The following is a 17,243-nucleotide window of genomic DNA, read 5'->3' as shown; positions in this document are numbered from 1 at the left end:
CATTATTGCGTGATGCACATCGCGCGGAATGGCCCGCGCTTTTGAACACCGTCGCGCCGCCGCGACGCCGACCCGAAGGGGACGTAAATGACCAAATTTGTTTATAACTTCCACGAAGGCGATAAGGACATGAAGGACCTGCTGGGTGGTAAGGGAGCCAACCTAGCGGAAATGACCAAGATGGGCCTACCCGTGCCCCCCGGTTTTACCATCACCACTGACGCCTGCCGCGAATACCTGAACAAGGGCCTAGTTCCCCCGGAACTCGAAACCGAAGTTACCCAGGCACTACGCGACGTGGAAGACACCCTAGGCCGCCAGCTGGGCGACGCCGAGGATCCCCTCCTAGTCTCCGTTCGTTCCGGCGCTAAGTTCTCCATGCCCGGCATGATGGAAACCGTCCTAAACATTGGCCTAAACGACAGCTCCGTCAACGGCCTAGCGAAGGTTTCCGGCGATGAACGTTTCGCTTGGGACTCTTACCGCCGCCTAATCCAGATGTTCGGTAAGACCGTGCTGGATGTTGACGGTGACCTGTTCGCTGACGCCCTCGAAGACCTAAAGAAGGAACGTGGCGTTACCGCTGACGTGGACTTGACCGCTGATGACCTTAAGGGCCTGGTTGAGACCTTCAAGAAGATTGTCCAGGATGCCACCGGTGAGCCCTTCCCGCAGGATCCGCGTAAGCAGATGGATATGGGTATTGAGGCCGTGTTCCGCTCTTGGAACACTGAGCGCGCCCACATTTACCGCCGTCGCGAGCGCATCCCCCACGACCTGGGCACCGCCGTTAACATCTGCACCATGGTCTTCGGCAATATGGGCGAAACCTCCGGTACCGGCGTGTGCTTTACCCGTGACCCCTCCAGCGGTGACTCTGGCGTTTACGGTGATTACCTGATGAACGCTCAGGGCGAGGACGTTGTGGCCGGTATCCGCAACACCCTACCTTTGAGCGCGCTTAAGGACACGAACCGTCCGGTTTACGACGAGCTGCGTGCGATTATGCGCAAGCTGGAAACCCACTACAAGGACCTGTGCGATATCGAGTTCACCATTGAACGTGGCAAACTGTGGATGCTGCAGACTCGCGTGGGTAAGCGTACCGCCGGTGCGGCTTTCCGCGTGGCCAGCCAGCTGATTGACGAAAAGCTAATCACCCCGGATGAGGCCCTAGAGCGCGTCACCGGTGCTCAGCTAACCCAGCTGATGTTCCCGCAGTTCGATGATTCTGCTTCCCGTACCCTGTTGACTCGCGCCATGGCGGCCAGCCCGGGTGCTGCCGTTGGCCAGATTGCTTTCGATAATGCGGCTGCGATCCGTATGGCCCATGAGGGCACTCCCTGTATTTTGGTTCGTCGTGAAACCAACCCGGAGGACCTGCCTGGCATGGTGGCCGCTGAGGGCGTCCTGACCGCCCGCGGTGGTAAGACCTCTCACGCCGCCGTGGTGGCCCGCGGCATGGGTAAGACCTGTGTTTGTGGCGCGGAAGAACTAGACGTTGACCTGAAGAACCGTACCTTGCGGGTAGGGGACCGGGTCTTCGGTGAAGGCCACGTTATCTCGATTGACGGCACCACCGGTGAAGTCTTCGACGGCAAGGTCGAGGTTGTGGACTCGCCCGTCACCACCTACCTATCCCATGGCCTAGAGGCCGGTTTGAAGGCTGCTGGTGACGATGAGGATATGGCCGACCTAGTCCGTTCCGTTGATCGCCTACTAACCCACGCTGATGAGGTCCGTCGCCTGGAGGTCCGCACTAACGCGGATACTCCGGAAGATACCGAGCGCGCCCTTGGCTACGGTGCTCAGGGTATTGGCCTGTGCCGTACCGAGCACATGTTCCTAGGTGAACGTCGCGCCTTGATTGAGCGCGTGATCCTGGCCGAAGATGACTTGGCAGAACGCGCTGAGGCTATGGAAGCCCTAGTGCCGCTCCAGAAGGGCGACTTCCTGCAGATGCTCGAGCTCATGGACGGTAAGCCCATGACCGTGCGCCTAATCGACCCGCCGTTGCACGAGTTCCTGCCGGACTTGACCGAACTTGAGGTTAAGGTCGCGGTCGCTGAGGCCCTGCACAAGGACGGCCCTGAACTGGCTAAGGATAAGCGTATGCTGACTGCGGTTCGGAAGATGCACGAAGCGAACCCGATGCTGGGTCTACGTGGTGTCCGCCTAGGCCTGTACTTGCCCGGCTTGTTCGCCCTGCAGATTCGCGCTTTGGTCGAGGCTGCGGCCGAACTAAAGGCGAAGGGTAAGGATCCGCGTCCTGAGATTATGGTTCCGCTGGTTGGCTCGATCCGCGAACTTCAGCTGGTCCGCGATGAGGCTTTGGAAATCATCAAGGAAACCGAAGAGAAGTACGGCACGGAGCTGAACATTCCGATTGGTTGCATGGTCGAACTTCCGCGCGCGGCCCTAACCGCCGAAGACTTGGCCCTAGAGGCTGACTTCTTCAGCTTCGGCACGAACGACCTGACCCAGACCACTTGGGGCTTCAGCCGTGACGACGTGGAAGGTGCTTTCTTTGGCCTGTACACGGAAGAGGGCGTCTTCGGTGTTTCCCCGTTCGAAACCATTGACACTCACGGCGTGGGCCGCCTAGTGAAACTGGGTGTGAAGAAGGGCCGTTCCGCTAAGCCGGACATGAAGATGGGTATCTGTGGTGAGCACGGTGGTGACCCCGATTCGGTCCACTTCTTCCACAAGGTGGGCTTGAACTACGTTTCTTGCTCCCCGTTCCGTGTCCCGGTGGCTCGCCTAGAGGCCGGCCGCGCCGCGGTCATGTCTGAGGACTGAGCTGGACTGAAGGCAAGTCCTGACGTGAGGGGAAAGTCTTCCGAACGGGCTTAGCCTAGATAAGCAAGGACCCCGCTACTGGTTAATCCGGTAGCGGGGTTGCTTTTTTATTACCGAAGGTATTTAGTGGAGTGCTTATTGTTGGAACAGTGATTTCGGCAGGGAAAGTGTTTGATTTGGTTCACAGTTGTGGATAGGATGAGGCTAAGACCTGACTCCACCTTGAAAGGTATTTGAAGATGAAAAAACTGCTTTCTGTGCTGGCTGTTTCAGCACTTTCAGTTTCTGCTCTAACCGGTTGCAGCAGTGGCCCTAAGTCTGATTTTAAGGCTTGCGAATCCTATCTGAGCGTTTTTGAAAAGGCTCCTTCTAAGCCTATTCGCCCTGGCGATGCGGACTTCTTTGAAGTTATGACTCCACTTATTAAAGATTTGAAGAAAGAAGCTAAGAGTAGCTTGAAGCGCGCAAAAAGTGAGGAGCTCGTGAAAGACTTCGAAATGGCTGTTGAGGCACTTTCAGATATGAGTTCGGCAATGAGCGATGAAGACCTCGATAAAGTTGATGAGGTCCAAAAAAAGTATTCACACGAAATGACCGATCTGCGAAGGAAGTGTGAACAGGTCGTCAAAGAGCACAAGGACTCTAAAACTGACGAGTGACCCTAAAAAGGCCTGAAAATTAACCCCGCTACTGGTTAATCCGGTAGCGGGGTCGCTTTCTGCTGGGCTTCACTTGTTTTGCTTTAGGATTAGCGGGGCGCAGATCTCCCAGGGGTCGTCTATTCCTAGCATGATTTTTTCAACCTTGTCTAGATCATTCTTCTTTAGGTTCTCGATGATCTGATCTAGAGGTTTATCTAGGTTTTGGAACTTGGTTTTTAGTTTTGGATTTTCAGCTAGTTTTGCGCCTTGGGTGGCATCTGCTTTCATCTGTTTGATGATGGCGATGAAGTTATTTCTGTCTTCTTCGGTTTTAAGGTCACTAGCGGCCTTCGCCATTTTTACGGCGCTTTCATGGTAAGGCTGGCAGGCTTTAAGATCGGACTTTTCTTCCGCGCTACTGCAGGCGGTCAGGGACCCGACTGCTAGCGCAGAGAGGGCTAGGATGGATGCTAGTTTCTTCATTGAATCGCTCCTTCAGTAGTTTTCAACCAGACTATCTCATATGACTTATCTTACACAGCCCTGGGGGGTGTCTATAAAACGGTCACCGATTGAGCTGGCATGATCTGGGGTTTTTATACGCAACCCCGTATGATCATTAGTTAGTACCTGAATGTGTAAATGTGATTAAGGTAGGTTGGCTTGTTTTCTCAAGGTTTTATTCGTGTCACCTGGGGTGAATGAAGCATGCCAGCCAGCACCGAAATGATCATTGAGGGCCTGACGGTTCAGGTCCAACGTAAGCCCATTAAGAACCTCTATATTCGGGTCGTGCCCCCGGACGGCCAGGTCCGAGTCTCCGTACCCAGACGCACCAGTGACGCCAGGATTCGCCGGTTTGTGGCCGAAAAACTGGACTGGGTGCGCTACCACCAACAGCAGTTGCGGGAACGTCCCGCGGTGGCGCCCTCGGCAAATATTTACGAGGACGGCGCGCAGGTTCCCCTCTGGGGGCGCGAAGTACCCTTACGGGTGCTGGACTTGCCGGCGCGTGCCAGAATCCGAGCCGGTGCCGCATGGCTGGCAGAAGAACAAGTAATCGAACTGAGCGTGCATGAGGGGTCTACCCCAGAGGTCCGCACGCAAGTAATGAACCAGTTCTACCAGGAGGAAGTCCGCCGGGAAGGCCTGCCCCTGCTAGAAAAATGGGCGCAGGTAATGGGCCTGAGCTACAACCGGGTATCCGTGAAAACCATGAAGAGTCGTTGGGGCTCCTGCTCCACCAAGCGAAGGAACATTAGCTTGAACTCGGAGCTGGCAAAGAAAGACCCGCGCGCCCTCGAAATGGTAGTAGTGCACGAGCTAGTGCACCTGCTGGAACCCTCCCACAATGTGCGCTTTAAAGCCCTGATGAGCCAATACTTGCCAGACTGGCAGCAGGTGCAGCGCCGCTTGAACGGTCGCTGACCGGTTTTTGAAGGGGCTGGCGTAAGGGCCTGAATTCTTGTTCAAGAAAGTGTGTCTTAGAGGCGGACTGAGAATTATGCGCTGCTTCACGGAAAAGCAAAAAATCGCCCCCGATTGCTTTCTGGGGCGACACTGACAAAAGAATACGGCAGCTAGAAGCAAATGTCTATTTACTGTTCTTCCCGCGAAAAATCGGGGCTTCAGCGGGCGTTCGGGCGGGCCGGTAGTAATTTTGGATAGGCCGGGACCGGCCAGTAACTTGTAACTACCGGGAGGGTATTTTTTATGATGCGTATTGGTTTTGACCACGACCGCTATATTGAACTTCAGACTAAGCACATTAAAGAACGTCGCCAGCAGTTTGGTGGAAAACTGTACCTAGAGTTCGGTGGAAAACTCTTTGACGACATGCACGCTTCCCGTGTGCTGCCGGGCTTCACCCCGGACAACAAGATCGTCATGCTGGAATCCATGAAGGATGACGTTGAGGTAGTCGTAGTCATTAACGCCCGCGACCTTAAGCGCAATAAGGTTCGCGCCGACCTAGGCATTGGCTATGACGAGGACGTCCTGCGCCTCATCGACGAATTCCGCGGCTATGGCCTATACGTGGGTTCCGTCGTTATTTCCCAGTTCGAGGACGATAACCAGCAGGCGCACGACTTCCAGCGCAAGCTAGAGGGCCTGGGCCTCAAGGTTTACCGTCACTTCCTGATTCCCGGCTACCCGCACGATGTGGAAAAGATCGTGTCCGCAGAGGGCTACGGTAAGAACGAGTACATTGAGACTTCCCGCGACCTGATTGTCGTGACCGCTCCCGGCCCCGGCTCCGGCAAGATGGCCACCTGCCTCTCCCAGCTTTACCACGATCACCAGCGTGGCGTGAAGTCCGGTTACGCCAAGTTTGAAACCTTCCCGATTTGGAACCTGCCGCTAAACCACCCGGTTAACGTCGCTTACGAGGCCGCCACCGCGGACCTCGACGACGTCAACATGATTGACCCCTTCCACTTGGCAGCCTATGGGGAACAGACCGTTAACTACAACCGTGACGTGGAAATCTTCCCGGTCCTCAACCGTCTATTCGAAAAGATCCAGGGTTCTTCCCCCTACCAGTCACCCACTGATATGGGCGTAAACATGGCCGGCCTATCCATTAGTGATGATGAAGCTTGTCGTGAGGCTTCCCGCCAGGAAGTTATCCGCCGCTACTTCCACGCTTTGGTGGCCGAGCGTCGCGATAACCTAGACCCGGTCCAGTCGGAGCGCATTGCCCTGCTAATGGGTCAGTTGGGTGTGAGCGCCACCGACCGCCCGGTCGTCACCCCCGCCCTTGAGGTCGAGGCCGCCACTGAAGCTCCCGCCGCCGCCATTGAGCTAGCTGACGGTACCGTCCTGACCGGCAAGACCAGCGCCCTGTTGGGTTGCTCTTCTGCCGTTCTGCTAAATGCCCTAAAGCACCTAGCGGGTATTGATGATGACGTTACCCTGTTGGCCCCGGCGGCAATCAAGCCGATCCAGCAGCTCAAGACCCAGTCCCTTGGTTCAAAGAACCCGCGCCTACACACGGATGAAGTACTAATCGCCCTAGCGGTTTCTGCTGAGTCGGACCCGAAGGCTAAGGCTGCGCTAGATGCCATTGAAAAGCTACGTGGCGCCGAGGTCCACACCACCACGATTCTTGGTTCGGTCGATACCGGGATCTTCCGTTCCCTAGGTGTGAATGTCACTTCGGAACCCAAGTTCCAGGGCTCCAGCCTCTACCGCAAGTGAGCAGAAGCTGCCTGAACATCTGATGGTGCAAAATGTTAGCGCCTTAGCAGGCCGCATGGTTAAAAAGGTCTGCTAACCAAAAGCCTGATGATGTAAAGGCCTGATGACAAAAGTTGTGCCCCCACGAAATCTCGTGGGGGCACACCCAATTAAGTTTGAAAAAGTAGTCAGTAGAGTTCAGCAGGGGGAGTAGGGCCCAACCCCGTCCCCTGAGTCTGAATCTTGACTAAACTTCAGGCGGTAGTTGCCGGCTGGGCCGCACACTGTTCACAGTAATGCTTTTCCCCATTGTTAAAACAATCGTCACAGATCAGGGTCTGTTTACGGCACTGCAAGTTCAAACAGTTACGGAAATCGTTAGTGGGCTGGTCGCAGTGTACGCAGCGGCCAATGACCTTAGCGTCATCAGAAAACTCCATGTGCATGCGACGGTCAAAGACGTATAGGGAGCCTTCCCAGAAGCCCTTATCGCCAAACTTTTCACCGTAGCGGACAATGCCACCATCCAACTGGTAGACCTCCTTGAAGCCGCGCTTCTTCATCAGGGAAGAAAGGATCTCGCAGCGGATACCGCCGGTGCAGTAGGTGACGACCGGCTTATCTTTCAGGTCGTCGTACTTACCGGATTCGATTTCTTTAATGAAGTCGTGAGTGGTGCGCACGTCGGGAATCACGGCGTCCTTGAACTTGCCGATCTGGGCTTCCATGGCGTTACGGCCATCGAAGAACACGACCTCATCTCCGCGTTCTTCCATGAGTTCGTGGAGCTGTTCGGGCTTAAGGTGGACACCGCCACCAATGACGCCCTTATCGTCGACCTCCAGCTCATCCGGGGCCCCGAAAGCCACGATCTCATCGCGGACCTTCACGCTTAGGCGCGGGAAGTCCTCTGCGCCACCCTCTGACCACTTGAACTCCATGCCCTTGAAGGCCGGGAAAGCCTTAGTGCGGCGCACGTATTCCTTGCAGGCCGCTAGGCTGCCGCCCACCGTGCCATTAATGCCGTGCTTAGAGACCAAGATGCGTCCCTTTAGTTCCAGCATTTCACACAGGGTGCGCTGCCAGAACATGACCGCCTGCGGGTCTTCTAGTGGTGCGAACCCGTAGTAGAGCAGGATTCGGCTTTCTTCGTAGTCAGTTTTTGAGTAACCCATGCGAACAGTATATCCCCCTTAGAGAGACCTGCTCAGACAAGTAACCCAAGCAACTATCCCAAGAACTGAGCCAACCACTCTACCTGACGTAGCCGCTGCAAATGACCGCCACCCTCATGGTCGTTATACGGGTAGACCACCATTTCTTTTTCGCCCGCGTACTCGTTAAAAGCCCCATAGGTTGACGAGGGCGGCACGCAAGAATCCATTAAAGCCACCGACCACAGGGCCGGCTTTTGGCCCATCCGGGCAAAGTTCACTAGGTCAAAATAAGACAGGGTCCGTTCGATCTCTGCCTGATGCTCGGGGTAGATTGCTAGGTAGCGACGCAGCTCCCGGTAGGGGTTCACGTCCGCGACCGTGATGGCCCGCAGATAGTCACCTAGGAAGGCCACGTCCGCGGTAATGGCCTGCACCTGCGGGTGTAGGGTACCCGCTATTAGCGACAGGCCACCACCTTGGGAAGCGCCCGTGGTGAAGAGGCGACCCGGGTCCACACAATCCAGTTCTAGGGCCGCATCAATAACCCGGACCGCATCGGTAATCAGGCGCCGGTAATAGTAGGTCTCCCGGCTTTCTAAACCGTTCGTCAACTGTCCTGAAGCGTGCGCGCTACTGGGGTGCGGGTCGGGCGTATCCCCAGTGCGGTAGTCCCCGCCCTGGCCGCGGGTATCCATAATCAGGTGGATAAAACCGCAGGTGGGCCAGTGCAGGTACTCGCCGGGGCGTCCTCGGCCCCCGCCGTAACCCTGGTACTGGATGATGGTTGGCTGGGGCGGGCCGGTCAGGAAGCCAGACGGGCCAGCCAGCCAAGCGCAAACCTCATCCCCAGCAAAGCCCGCGAAACGCAGGTCGTAAAAATCCAGGTGCGGGTAGCAGGTTTCGACCTCGGTGACGGAAAGCAGAGCCGGACTAGCAGCGCGAGACTCCGCGATCGTGGCCTCCCAAAAGTCACGAAAATCCTCTGGCTGCTGGACTTTGGGGCGGTAGGTTTTTAGGTCCTCAAGGGAAAGATCAGTAAAAGACATGGCGGTGGGTTCCTGCGGCTAGGGGAAACACTTTCACTGCTAAATTATCAGCCAACAGAGTCCGCCAGTAACCTGAGTGTGCGTGTTGTGGAAGCAGCGGAGCTGTGGAAACCGGGTGGACTGTATAAACGGCTGCGCCCTAGAATAAGCACAAGCTAAAACCCAGAGGGGAAGAGGAACCATGGTCGGACTGTTAATCGTCGGTATCATCTCCCTCTTGGTTATCGTCGCCTCAGAGCAACTGGGTGAAAAAACCGGTGTCGTCGCGCCCCTCATGCTGCTAGTACTGGGTGTCGCCGCGGGCCTAATCCCACAAGTTCCCAACTTCGTCCTCAGCCCGGAACTGATCCTCGAAGGGATCCTGCCGCCACTGCTTTATGCCTCTGCCGTGGCCATGCCGGTCATGGATTTCCGGCGCAACCTGGGGCCCATCTCCACCCTGTCGGTACTGCTGGTGATTGCCACCTCCCTAGCTCTAGGGGTCCTATTTAAAACCTTCGTTCCCGGCCTAGGCTGGGCGGGCGGCATTGCCTTAGGTGCCATTATCAGTCCCACCGACGCGGTCGCGACCAGCATCGTAAAAAGCAAGGGGGTCTCACACCGACTCATCACCGTCCTTGAGGGCGAAGGCCTGATCAATGACGCTTCCGCCCTGGTAATCCTGCGTTCGGCGATCGCCGCCACCGCCGCGGGCACCATCAGCCTCAGTGCCGTAGCCGTGGACTTCTTCTGGGCCGTTTCTGGCGCGCTACTTATCGGTTGGCTAGTTGGCGAGGTCGCTATCCGGGTTCGCGCCAAGATTGTCTCTTCAAACGCGGATACCGTCATGTCCCTGACCGTGCCCTTCCTGGCCGCCCTACCCGCCGAGCACTTCGGGGCCTCCGGCCTGGTCGCGGCAGTGATGGCCGGCTTGGTCACGGGGCACCATTCGGCGGCCTTGGTCCCGCCGGACCATCGCCTGACCACCCGGCAGACCTGGTCGGTTATCTCCCTGATCCTAGAGGGTGCCGTCTTCCTGATGATGGGTATCCAGGTGGGGGCCCTGCTGGAGGACCTGCGAGCGGACACTTTGGGCCTAGCCCAGGCGGTGGCCATGGCCGCGATCGCAATCGTCATCACCCTGGTAATGCGCACCCTGCTGGTCTTCCCCATTATGCGCCTGACCCGGCAACCGAAAGCTTCCCGTCGCACGGTAAAAGTGCAGAAGAAACTGAGCCGAGTCGACCAGATCCTTAGCGAAATGGCTGACGAGGAAGAGATTGAACAAAAACGCGCCCTGGCACCTTTGCGCATGCGTGGGTTACGACGCCGAGTCGACCGGGCCATGGCGGACCTGCGTTACTACCAGGAAGCTCGCCTTGGTTACCGTGATGGGGTAGTGATGATCTGGTCCGGGATGCGTGGGGCGGTTACCCTAGCGGCCGCCCAGACCCTGCCCCTGAACACTCCGCACCGCGCCTTCCTGCTGGTGACGGCTTTCTTGGTGGCCAGCATGAGTTTGATCCTGCAGGGCGGCACCTTGGGTTGGGTCATTAAATGGGTGAAGCCCAGTGAGAATCAGCCCTGTACGCGCGCTGAGCGGCAGGCTTTGGTGCGGATTTTGTGCGATGCGGCCGAGGCAGTTCCGGCCCCGGCTGGTCTGGCAGAGGCCCTAGGCCCGCAGGACGCGGCCCTCTTAAATAATGCCCGAGGGGGCGCGGTCGCCCTAGCAACGCGACTATTTGACGCGCTAAACCAAAACCAGCGCCCTCGGATTAGTAAAGAAATTGCCGAACAGGCTATCGAGTACGCGGTAGCTATTACCCACGCACAACGCTTGGCCCTGTTGAAAGTCCGCAGTGCCGGAAACCTAGACTCCCAGTTATTGACCGATACGATGAACTCTTTGGACGCCAATCAGATCAGCTTAGAACTACGCCTGCACCCGGAGACTCACTAGAAATCCTTATTATGGATAACTTGTTTATCGAAACTTTTAAGCGATTTTTTAAAGATACTTAAGAGATTTAACTCGATAAAAGGCTCGGTTGGCCGGTATTCCTAGCCCCTGGTGATAAAGACGGTTAGAGATAAGAGGAATGGGATGCTACTGAAGAATAGGCCCACCAGATTAACCACCCAGTAATCACGCATGATAGCTACGTATTCACGGAGGAAGGCGCTGGGCCAGTAGTAGGAAGAAACCGGGGCGCCAATCGCATAACCCGGCAGGTGCTGGGAGCGCATCTCTAGGGCAGCGCGAAAAGCATGGTAATTGCTGGTCACTACGGCTACGCGCATCTTTGAGTTGTGGCGCTCGGTGGTCATAATAATCTGAGCGCTGTAACGCAGGTTCTCATCCGTATTGGTAGAGCGATCCTCCAGCAGGATACGATCCTTGGGGAAGCCTAGTGACTGGGCGTATTCACTCATCATTTCGGCTTCACTCTTAGGTTCATCCGCGCCCTTACCGCCGGACATAATCAGAGTGGCATCGTGTTTGTTTGCGTAATCTACGGCAGTCTTGACTCGCTTCATTAAAAGTGGCTGCATACCGTAACGAACTGAGGATCCTAGTGCGATCACGTGGGTTACGGGGCCGCCCCAGCGGGCAGCGAAACGAAGGTAAAGCCACTGGTAGACCGCATAGCTGAATAGGCCAAAACCGACGAAGGCGATGGGGCCGCCCAGCAGCACTAGGAGAGTGGCAAAAACCTGATTGCTAAGCCTTAAAACACTGTAAAAACCTAGGAATAGGTAGAGCAGTAAGCCAATACCTAGGAATAAAGAAAGCAGATGGGGAAGGGAAGTTCCCGCCCGTTTAATCATCGAAATACCGTTAGCGATCAGAGCCAGACTAACCGTCAGGATCATCAGAAGAATCAAAATGATCAGACCCAACAGGATGTAGGCGGACATCATGTCGTTGCTGGAAAGGTTATCGACTAGGTTTAAGAAGCGCGTTAAGAAAGTTAAGAGTCCTAGAAAAACACCGGTCATCAAAAATACGCCAATGCGGACTTTGCGGGGGTCCTGCTGGGCGCTAAATGCCGCTAGGGCTAAAAAGAAGATCGGAACTGCATAACTAAACACGAAAGGTAAGTATAGTCAGGCAAAACTTAGGCCCGCGTCCTCGGGCCCGATAATGTGGTGCCTCTCCCTAGAAACGACGCCTCTCCCTAGAAACAGGGAAGCTGGGCGCCGGGGGCAAGCCGGAAAAGCTCTTGGCAAAGAAAATCCCCTCCACCCAAACGGGGGAGGGGAAAATCTGGAAGTCTGAATTACTTCTTGATTAGCTTCAAGATGGTCAATAGGACCACAGCGCCGAAGATGGCGGTTAGGAAGCTGAAGAATACGCCAGCACCTTCAACGTTAACGCCTAGGGCGCCTAGGATCCAGCCACCTAGCACGGCACCGATAATACCGACGATGATGTTTAGGACGACGCCCTGCTGCGCGTCGGTTCCCTTGATCTTGGATGCTAGCCAACCAGCTAGACCACCTAGAATTAGCCAACCGATAATGCCAATAGCTTGACCGGGCATGTTTCCTCCTGATTTAGATTATTCAAAATGTCCCATATATTTTAGTAAATCTGGGACCTAATTCCTAATCTGGGTTGTCTGGGTCACTTTAGGTGAGAGTGAACTAACATATAACTTTGTCGGCCAGGACACTATACTGGAAATTCGACAGACGCCTATTTGGGGGTAGAAATGTTCAAATTCGGTACCGGCGGTTGGCGCGCAATCATTGGCGATGAATACACCAAAGCAAACCTACAAAAATTAGCTTTTGCCCTAGCCCACCACATGAAACGCGAAGGCACCGACCAGCAGGGCCTAGTCCTAGGGTACGACCGCCGCTTCCTCTCCAAAGAATCCTGCGTCTGGCTCACAGAAGTGCTGGCCGCACAGGGGATCCCCGTCAAATTCGTAGACGGTGCCAGCCCCACCCCGCTCATCATGTTCTGGGTCAAAAAACAGGAATACCCCTACGGGCTGATGGTCACCGCCAGTCACAACCCCGCCGTCTACAACGGTGTCAAAGTTATGACCGCCGGCGGCCGCGACGCCGAAGCTGAATTCACCAGCTACCTAGAAGAAATCGGCTGGGAACTAGAGGGACAAGAAATCCCCACCATGCCCTACGAAGAAGCCCTCAGCTCTGGCCTAGTAGAGATCATTAATCCCCGCAATGACTACATTGACGCCATCATTGACCTGATCGACACGAAGGCCATCCACGATGCCAACCTGAAGATCGCCCTAGACCCCATGTACGGGGTCTCCCAGCAGGCCATCCGGGTAATCCTACTGTCTTCCCGTGCGCAGCTGGAAGTCATCAACGAAAACCACGACGCCCTATTCGGGGGCCGCATGCCCGCGCCCTCGCAAGCCTTTACCCGGAACCTAGCTACCTACGTGATTGACCACGAGTTCGACCTAGGGATTGCCACCGACGGTGATGCCGACCGTCTGGGCGTCATTGACGATAAGGGCAACTACATTCATTCCAACCAGGTGCTCTGCCTGCTCTACTACTTCCTGCTGGCCTACAAGGGCTGGCGCGGCCCGGTAGTCCGCAATGTGGCCACCACTCACACGCTGGATAAGATCGCCGAATCCTTTGGCGAAAAATGTTACGAAGTCCCCGTTGGCTTTAAGCACATCAGCTCCAAGATGAGTGAAACCGATGCGCTAATCGGTGGTGAAAGCTCCGGCGGCCTGACCGTGCGCGGACACATTCACGGCAAGGACGGCGTCTACGCCTCCAGCCTGCTGGTAGAAATGCGGGCCGTTACCGGCATGCCCATCAGTGCCCTGATGGAAGAAATCTACGACAAGTATGGCCGCACCTACATGGCGGAACACTCGTTCCCCTTTGACCCGAACCGGGCAGAAGAACTGCGCCAACGCATCTACCAGGACTGCGAACTACCCGACTTGGGAGTCGAGGTAGACCACACCTCAAACCGGGACGGCCTGAAGGTTTACCTCAAGGACGGCGGCTGGTTGATTGCCCGCTTCTCTGGGACCGAACCTTTACTGCGTATCTTCGCGGAACGTGAGAATGAGGCCGACGCGGAAGCCCTAGCAATGGACTTCGCCCGCTACTACGAGTTGATCAGCGCCTGAAGATCCCCAGAACGTGCCTGCTTCGTGGGGTTCACCCAAGCACGCACTTCCGGAGCGGTCAGGGCCAACACGATCAGTAGCGAAAGGGCCGCGGTCAAGAAATGCCCAAAATCCCTAGCGTCATAGGTGGCCAAGGCCAGCAGGTCGTTGAGCGCGCTCAAGGCCGCTAATGCTAGCAGGATTAGGCGCGCCCACTGGTGGCGACGGACCGTGAGCAGATATAGCACTAGTTCAACCAGTACGGCCGCCCCCGCGATTATGATGCCGATGTTGGTTTCGTGGCGTTCTGTGGCGCTCATGTCCCCGTTGGTCAGCCAAACCCCGAAGCCAATCAGGCCCACCAGTACGACCTGCAAGATGGCAAAGAAACCCACCAACGAAAGTGAGGCCGGCGGGAGGGGCTTGTCCAAGTCAATCCCGTGATTTTGGCTTCCTGCCGAGGCCGCTCCCTGAACTTCCTGCGTTTCCTCCGGTGAGCTGGCGGCTGGGTCCCTTAGGGCTGCTCCCTGGACGTCCAGAACCGGCATATTGCCGTCAGTCCAGACTGCATCCCCGCCGCCATTACGGTCGTGGAAGGGGGTAGAGAAACTGTCTAGGACTGCGACCTGACAGTCAGGATCTGCAAAACGAACCGTGTTGATGATGTAGTCGCGTTCGGCGTCAATATCGTCATCGATCTTGTGCGTGACCTGGAAGGTCAGGGTGGATAGACCAACGGCCTTGTCGTAAGTGCCGGCAGCTAGCCAGTCGACTTTCTGACCACCGGGCAGGTCCCAGTCTTCGGGGGTGGGCCAGAAACGCACGTGGTGTCGTTGGGCGGCAGAGCCGTCCACTTCTTGCTGGTAGGCGAAGGCATGACGACGACCGAATAGGAACAGGCTAGAAACCGGGGCTTCCGGGTAGGACTTGCCAGTAACCGAAGATTTAACGATTCCCCAGGATGAGCGCAGGGTGATCTCATCGGCCTTGACCCAGCCGGCCTTTTTCATAGCCGCATGGATATCAGCTTCAGAACCTAGTAGCGCCAGGTTTACCGGGTCGCCCAGTAGGCCATCACCGGTTTTGGTGCGGGCCATAAAGTAGTCGGGCACGTACAGGGTAGTAAATAGCTGGTGCATGCGGGGCAGTGCTAGGTAGGCCAAGACTGCCCAGAACAGGATTAGCAGCACGATTGATTGCCAGTGCAGTTCCAGTCCGGAAAGTAGCAGTAGGCCCGCAAACCAGAAGGTCATGCCCAAGGCCAGCGCCACGAACAGCGAGTCCACCAGGGACCAAAGGCGACCTTTGGAGCGGGTCTTGCGGCCCCCTCGGGAATGGTATTTGGGGTGCTCGGTGGGGATAGGGTAATTGCCGGGTAGCAGGGTCTTGTTGAACTCGATGGTGCTCATGCTTCTTCTTCCGAAAGTAGGTAGTCCCGGGCTTTATCAATCCCGGGGCACAGGGTGTCTAGTTCAGGATCTTGTAGGTCAAACCAGAAGCCGAAGTCCATGCCTTCGGTGGGGTTCATGGGGGTAACACGCCAGTATTCAACCGAGGCATCCTGATTGTGGCGGTCGTAGACCCATTCGAACTGATACTTGATCCAAGCGATCGGCTGGCCATCGCGATCGAAAAGCTCATAACTGGTGGCGGGGAAGAGCCCGTATTCGGATTCCCGGTTGATGGTCAGTCCCGGGTCAAAGGACCACAGTTGCATTTCATGGTCTGCGATCTGCACGGTCCGCAGGGCCCCGTCCAATACCAACGAGGGCGCGACGCACGAATTCGTGGTTGAGGGGACTAGGAAGGACTTGGCTGCCTTGGTCAGGTCAACCTGTTCAGCTAGGGCTAAACAGCCGGCTAATACCCAGGCGGGTAGGGCCTGGAGGAGCCCAAAATCTTCGGCCACTTGCGGGAAAGTCGTTTTGAGTTCCCGACTGGTGAGCTGCGCGGTACCCCAAACCTGGGCCCCAAAATCCCAACTGGGGCGAATCGCGCGGACCTGATTAAAGCCGACCTCTAGGTCTGGCCAGCCGGCGGTCTGGGAGGATAAGACTTCCGGTCCCTGGGAGCTGGGGCGCTGGTCAACTAGGCCATCCCAGAGGGCGGGTTCCCAACCCTTTACCTGCAGGGTGAAGTAGAGGTAACCGCACTGTTCAGCCAGCCAGGATAGAGAGGGGATCAGTTGACCACTAACCGATAGGGGAGCGGACGGTAGGTCAGCTTCTAGACGGTAGTAGAACTGTCCCGACCCGGGGTCAAAGGAGACCTGCAGTGTCGCTAAAGCCGGTGCTTGATCCGCAGACGCGGCGGGCAAAGAAAACTGGGTCTGAAGCTCAGCCTCATGGAAGTTAAGGGTGCTGGTAACCGAGCTATTGGTTAGATCAACTAGGTCTCTTTGTGGGAAAGTCTCTTTGGCCATGACTTCAGCTTAGTCTTTGAACCGATACAAAGCATTTGAGAACAAGCTATTCCAGTCGCTCTCTACTAACAGTTTCAACTGCTAAAACCCCGTCAAGAGCGGATAGAGCCGTATCTAACTCTAAATAGGGCTTGGCGCCTTCAAACTTCATTACAACACGCATGCCTTTACCATCCTCAGTTTGAATCGGAGATGATTTTGTTACTGTTGCCTTGAAACCGAGGTCGCTGGCTTTCATCATGATATGGCGCATTACACCACGTCCGGCTTCATACTCGACTACAGTGCGTTTATTGTGGGCAGTGTCGGGAACGTGATTTGCAAGAGGCCCAATTATAAAAACCAATATGTAGTGTAGAAGCAATGCGAACATGGCTAATGGAATCATTGAAGCCCCACATGCCATGCCTATCGCAGCCGAAAGCCAGATTGTTGCAGCTGTGGTGAGACCTCTAACGCTATCGTTGTTAACGAAGATGACTCCAGCTCCTAAAAAACCGATTCCTGAGACGATTTGAGCTGCAATTCGAGAGGGATCAAGATGAACGTCAGCCCCAAGAACCGGAGCAAATCCGTACGCGGAAATAAGTGTAAAAATGCAAGCACCCATTCCGACAAGAACATGTGTTTTTACACCAGCATTTTTTTGATGGAAATGTCTTTCAACGCCTAAGAGGGAGCATAGTACGAATGATGCAGTTAATGTAACTATTTGTATCTCTAAATTCTGTGTCGTAAAAAACTGCAATTTTGGCTCCTTATTTTTGCTGCGACTTGTAGCTTGCTTGAGACGAGGAGGTTGTGAAATTGTTTCTAAAGGGATAGATAAAATCATACATGAACGCGCGTTCATAGGGGAGCTGTAAACCTTGTTAGGTTATCGGACGGTTAACAGTGAATAA

The 17,243-nt window shown here is 55.6% G+C and carries 14 protein-coding genes; 6 read left to right on the top strand and 8 right to left on the bottom strand.

The window, feature by feature from the left end; all coding sequences use genetic code 11:
• The first annotated feature begins 87 nt into the window (after positions 1–87).
• Positions 88–2,799: a pyruvate, phosphate dikinase gene (ppdK, locus tag BSR28_RS01415; protein WP_073713122.1), complete on the top strand. Its 2,712-nt coding sequence runs from the start codon at positions 88–90 to the stop codon at positions 2,797–2,799.
• A 239-nt stretch (positions 2,800–3,038) separates the two neighbouring features.
• The gene (locus tag BSR28_RS01410) at positions 3,039–3,458 is read left to right on the top strand and encodes a hypothetical protein (RefSeq protein WP_073713121.1); all 420 of its coding nucleotides are present in this window, start codon (positions 3,039–3,041) and stop codon (positions 3,456–3,458) included.
• A gap of 69 nt (positions 3,459–3,527) precedes the next feature.
• Here BSR28_RS01410 and BSR28_RS01405 read toward each other — a convergent pair whose 3' ends face one another.
• On the bottom strand, positions 3,528–3,923 hold the full coding sequence (locus BSR28_RS01405) for a hypothetical protein (RefSeq protein ID WP_073713120.1): 396 nt from the start codon (positions 3,921–3,923) through the stop codon (positions 3,528–3,530).
• Positions 3,924–4,148: 225 nt separating this feature from the next.
• Between BSR28_RS01405 and BSR28_RS01400 the strand changes: the two genes are divergently transcribed.
• Entirely contained in the window at positions 4,149–4,868 is a 720-nt protein-coding gene (locus tag BSR28_RS01400; protein WP_073713119.1) for a M48 family metallopeptidase, read from the top strand.
• 285 nt (positions 4,869–5,153) lie between these two features.
• Positions 5,154–6,641 (top strand): DUF1846 domain-containing protein, encoded by a 1,488-nt coding sequence (locus BSR28_RS01395; RefSeq protein ID WP_233120580.1) that lies wholly within the window; start codon positions 5,154–5,156, stop codon positions 6,639–6,641.
• Between the two features lie 233 nt (positions 6,642–6,874).
• Here the strand turns inward: BSR28_RS01395 and trhO are convergent, their stop codons facing one another.
• Together trhO and BSR28_RS01385 are read right to left on the bottom strand one after the other, a co-directional pair.
• A complete protein-coding gene (gene trhO, locus BSR28_RS01390) occupies positions 6,875–7,795 on the bottom strand; it encodes an oxygen-dependent tRNA uridine(34) hydroxylase TrhO (RefSeq protein ID WP_073713118.1) in 921 nt (306 codons plus the stop codon).
• A gap of 53 nt (positions 7,796–7,848) precedes the next feature.
• Complete coding sequence (locus tag BSR28_RS01385; RefSeq protein WP_073713117.1) at positions 7,849–8,823, bottom strand: acetylxylan esterase; 975 nt, start codon at positions 8,821–8,823, stop codon at positions 7,849–7,851.
• A 181-nt stretch (positions 8,824–9,004) separates the two neighbouring features.
• Here BSR28_RS01385 and BSR28_RS01380 point away from each other — a divergent pair, with 181 nt between their 5' ends.
• Positions 9,005–10,762 carry a cation:proton antiporter gene (locus BSR28_RS01380; RefSeq protein ID WP_073713116.1) on the top strand — a complete coding sequence of 586 codons (1,758 nt, stop codon included), beginning with the start codon at positions 9,005–9,007 and terminating at the stop codon, positions 10,760–10,762.
• Positions 10,763–10,863: 101 nt separating this feature from the next.
• Here the strand turns inward: BSR28_RS01380 and BSR28_RS01375 are convergent, their stop codons facing one another.
• Positions 10,864–11,895 (bottom strand): YdcF family protein, encoded by a 1,032-nt coding sequence (locus tag BSR28_RS01375; RefSeq protein WP_073713115.1) that lies wholly within the window; start codon positions 11,893–11,895, stop codon positions 10,864–10,866.
• 188 nt (positions 11,896–12,083) lie between these two features.
• Complete coding sequence (locus BSR28_RS01370) at positions 12,084–12,347, bottom strand: GlsB/YeaQ/YmgE family stress response membrane protein (protein WP_073708485.1); 264 nt, start codon at positions 12,345–12,347, stop codon at positions 12,084–12,086.
• Positions 12,348–12,518: 171 nt separating this feature from the next.
• Here BSR28_RS01370 and BSR28_RS01365 point away from each other — a divergent pair, with 171 nt between their 5' ends.
• The gene (locus BSR28_RS01365; RefSeq protein WP_073713114.1) at positions 12,519–13,940 is read left to right on the top strand and encodes a phosphoglucomutase/phosphomannomutase family protein; all 1,422 of its coding nucleotides are present in this window, start codon (positions 12,519–12,521) and stop codon (positions 13,938–13,940) included.
• Here BSR28_RS01365 and BSR28_RS01360 read toward each other — a convergent pair.
• Genes BSR28_RS01360 through BSR28_RS01350 form a run of 3 tightly spaced genes read right to left on the bottom strand, consistent with a single transcriptional unit; the run spans position 13,919 to position 17,194 of the window.
• Complete coding sequence (locus BSR28_RS01360) at positions 13,919–15,328, bottom strand: LssY C-terminal domain-containing protein (RefSeq protein ID WP_073713113.1); 1,410 nt, start codon at positions 15,326–15,328, stop codon at positions 13,919–13,921. The genes BSR28_RS01365 and BSR28_RS01360 overlap by 22 nt on opposite strands.
• Positions 15,325–16,341, bottom strand: coding sequence for a hypothetical protein (locus tag BSR28_RS01355; RefSeq protein WP_073713112.1), 1,017 nt, complete (start codon positions 16,339–16,341; stop codon positions 15,325–15,327). The genes BSR28_RS01360 and BSR28_RS01355 overlap by 4 nt, the downstream gene beginning before the upstream one ends.
• A gap of 46 nt (positions 16,342–16,387) precedes the next feature.
• Positions 16,388–17,194 (bottom strand): MgtC/SapB family protein, encoded by an 807-nt coding sequence (locus tag BSR28_RS01350; protein WP_233120579.1) that lies wholly within the window; start codon positions 17,192–17,194, stop codon positions 16,388–16,390.
• Positions 17,195–17,243 lie beyond the last annotated feature (49 nt).

Source organism: Boudabousia liubingyangii (assembly GCF_001907245.1).
Classification (GTDB): Bacteria; Actinomycetota; Actinomycetes; order Actinomycetales; family Actinomycetaceae; genus Boudabousia; species Boudabousia liubingyangii.
This window is presented reverse-complemented; position numbering and strand designations above follow the sequence as displayed.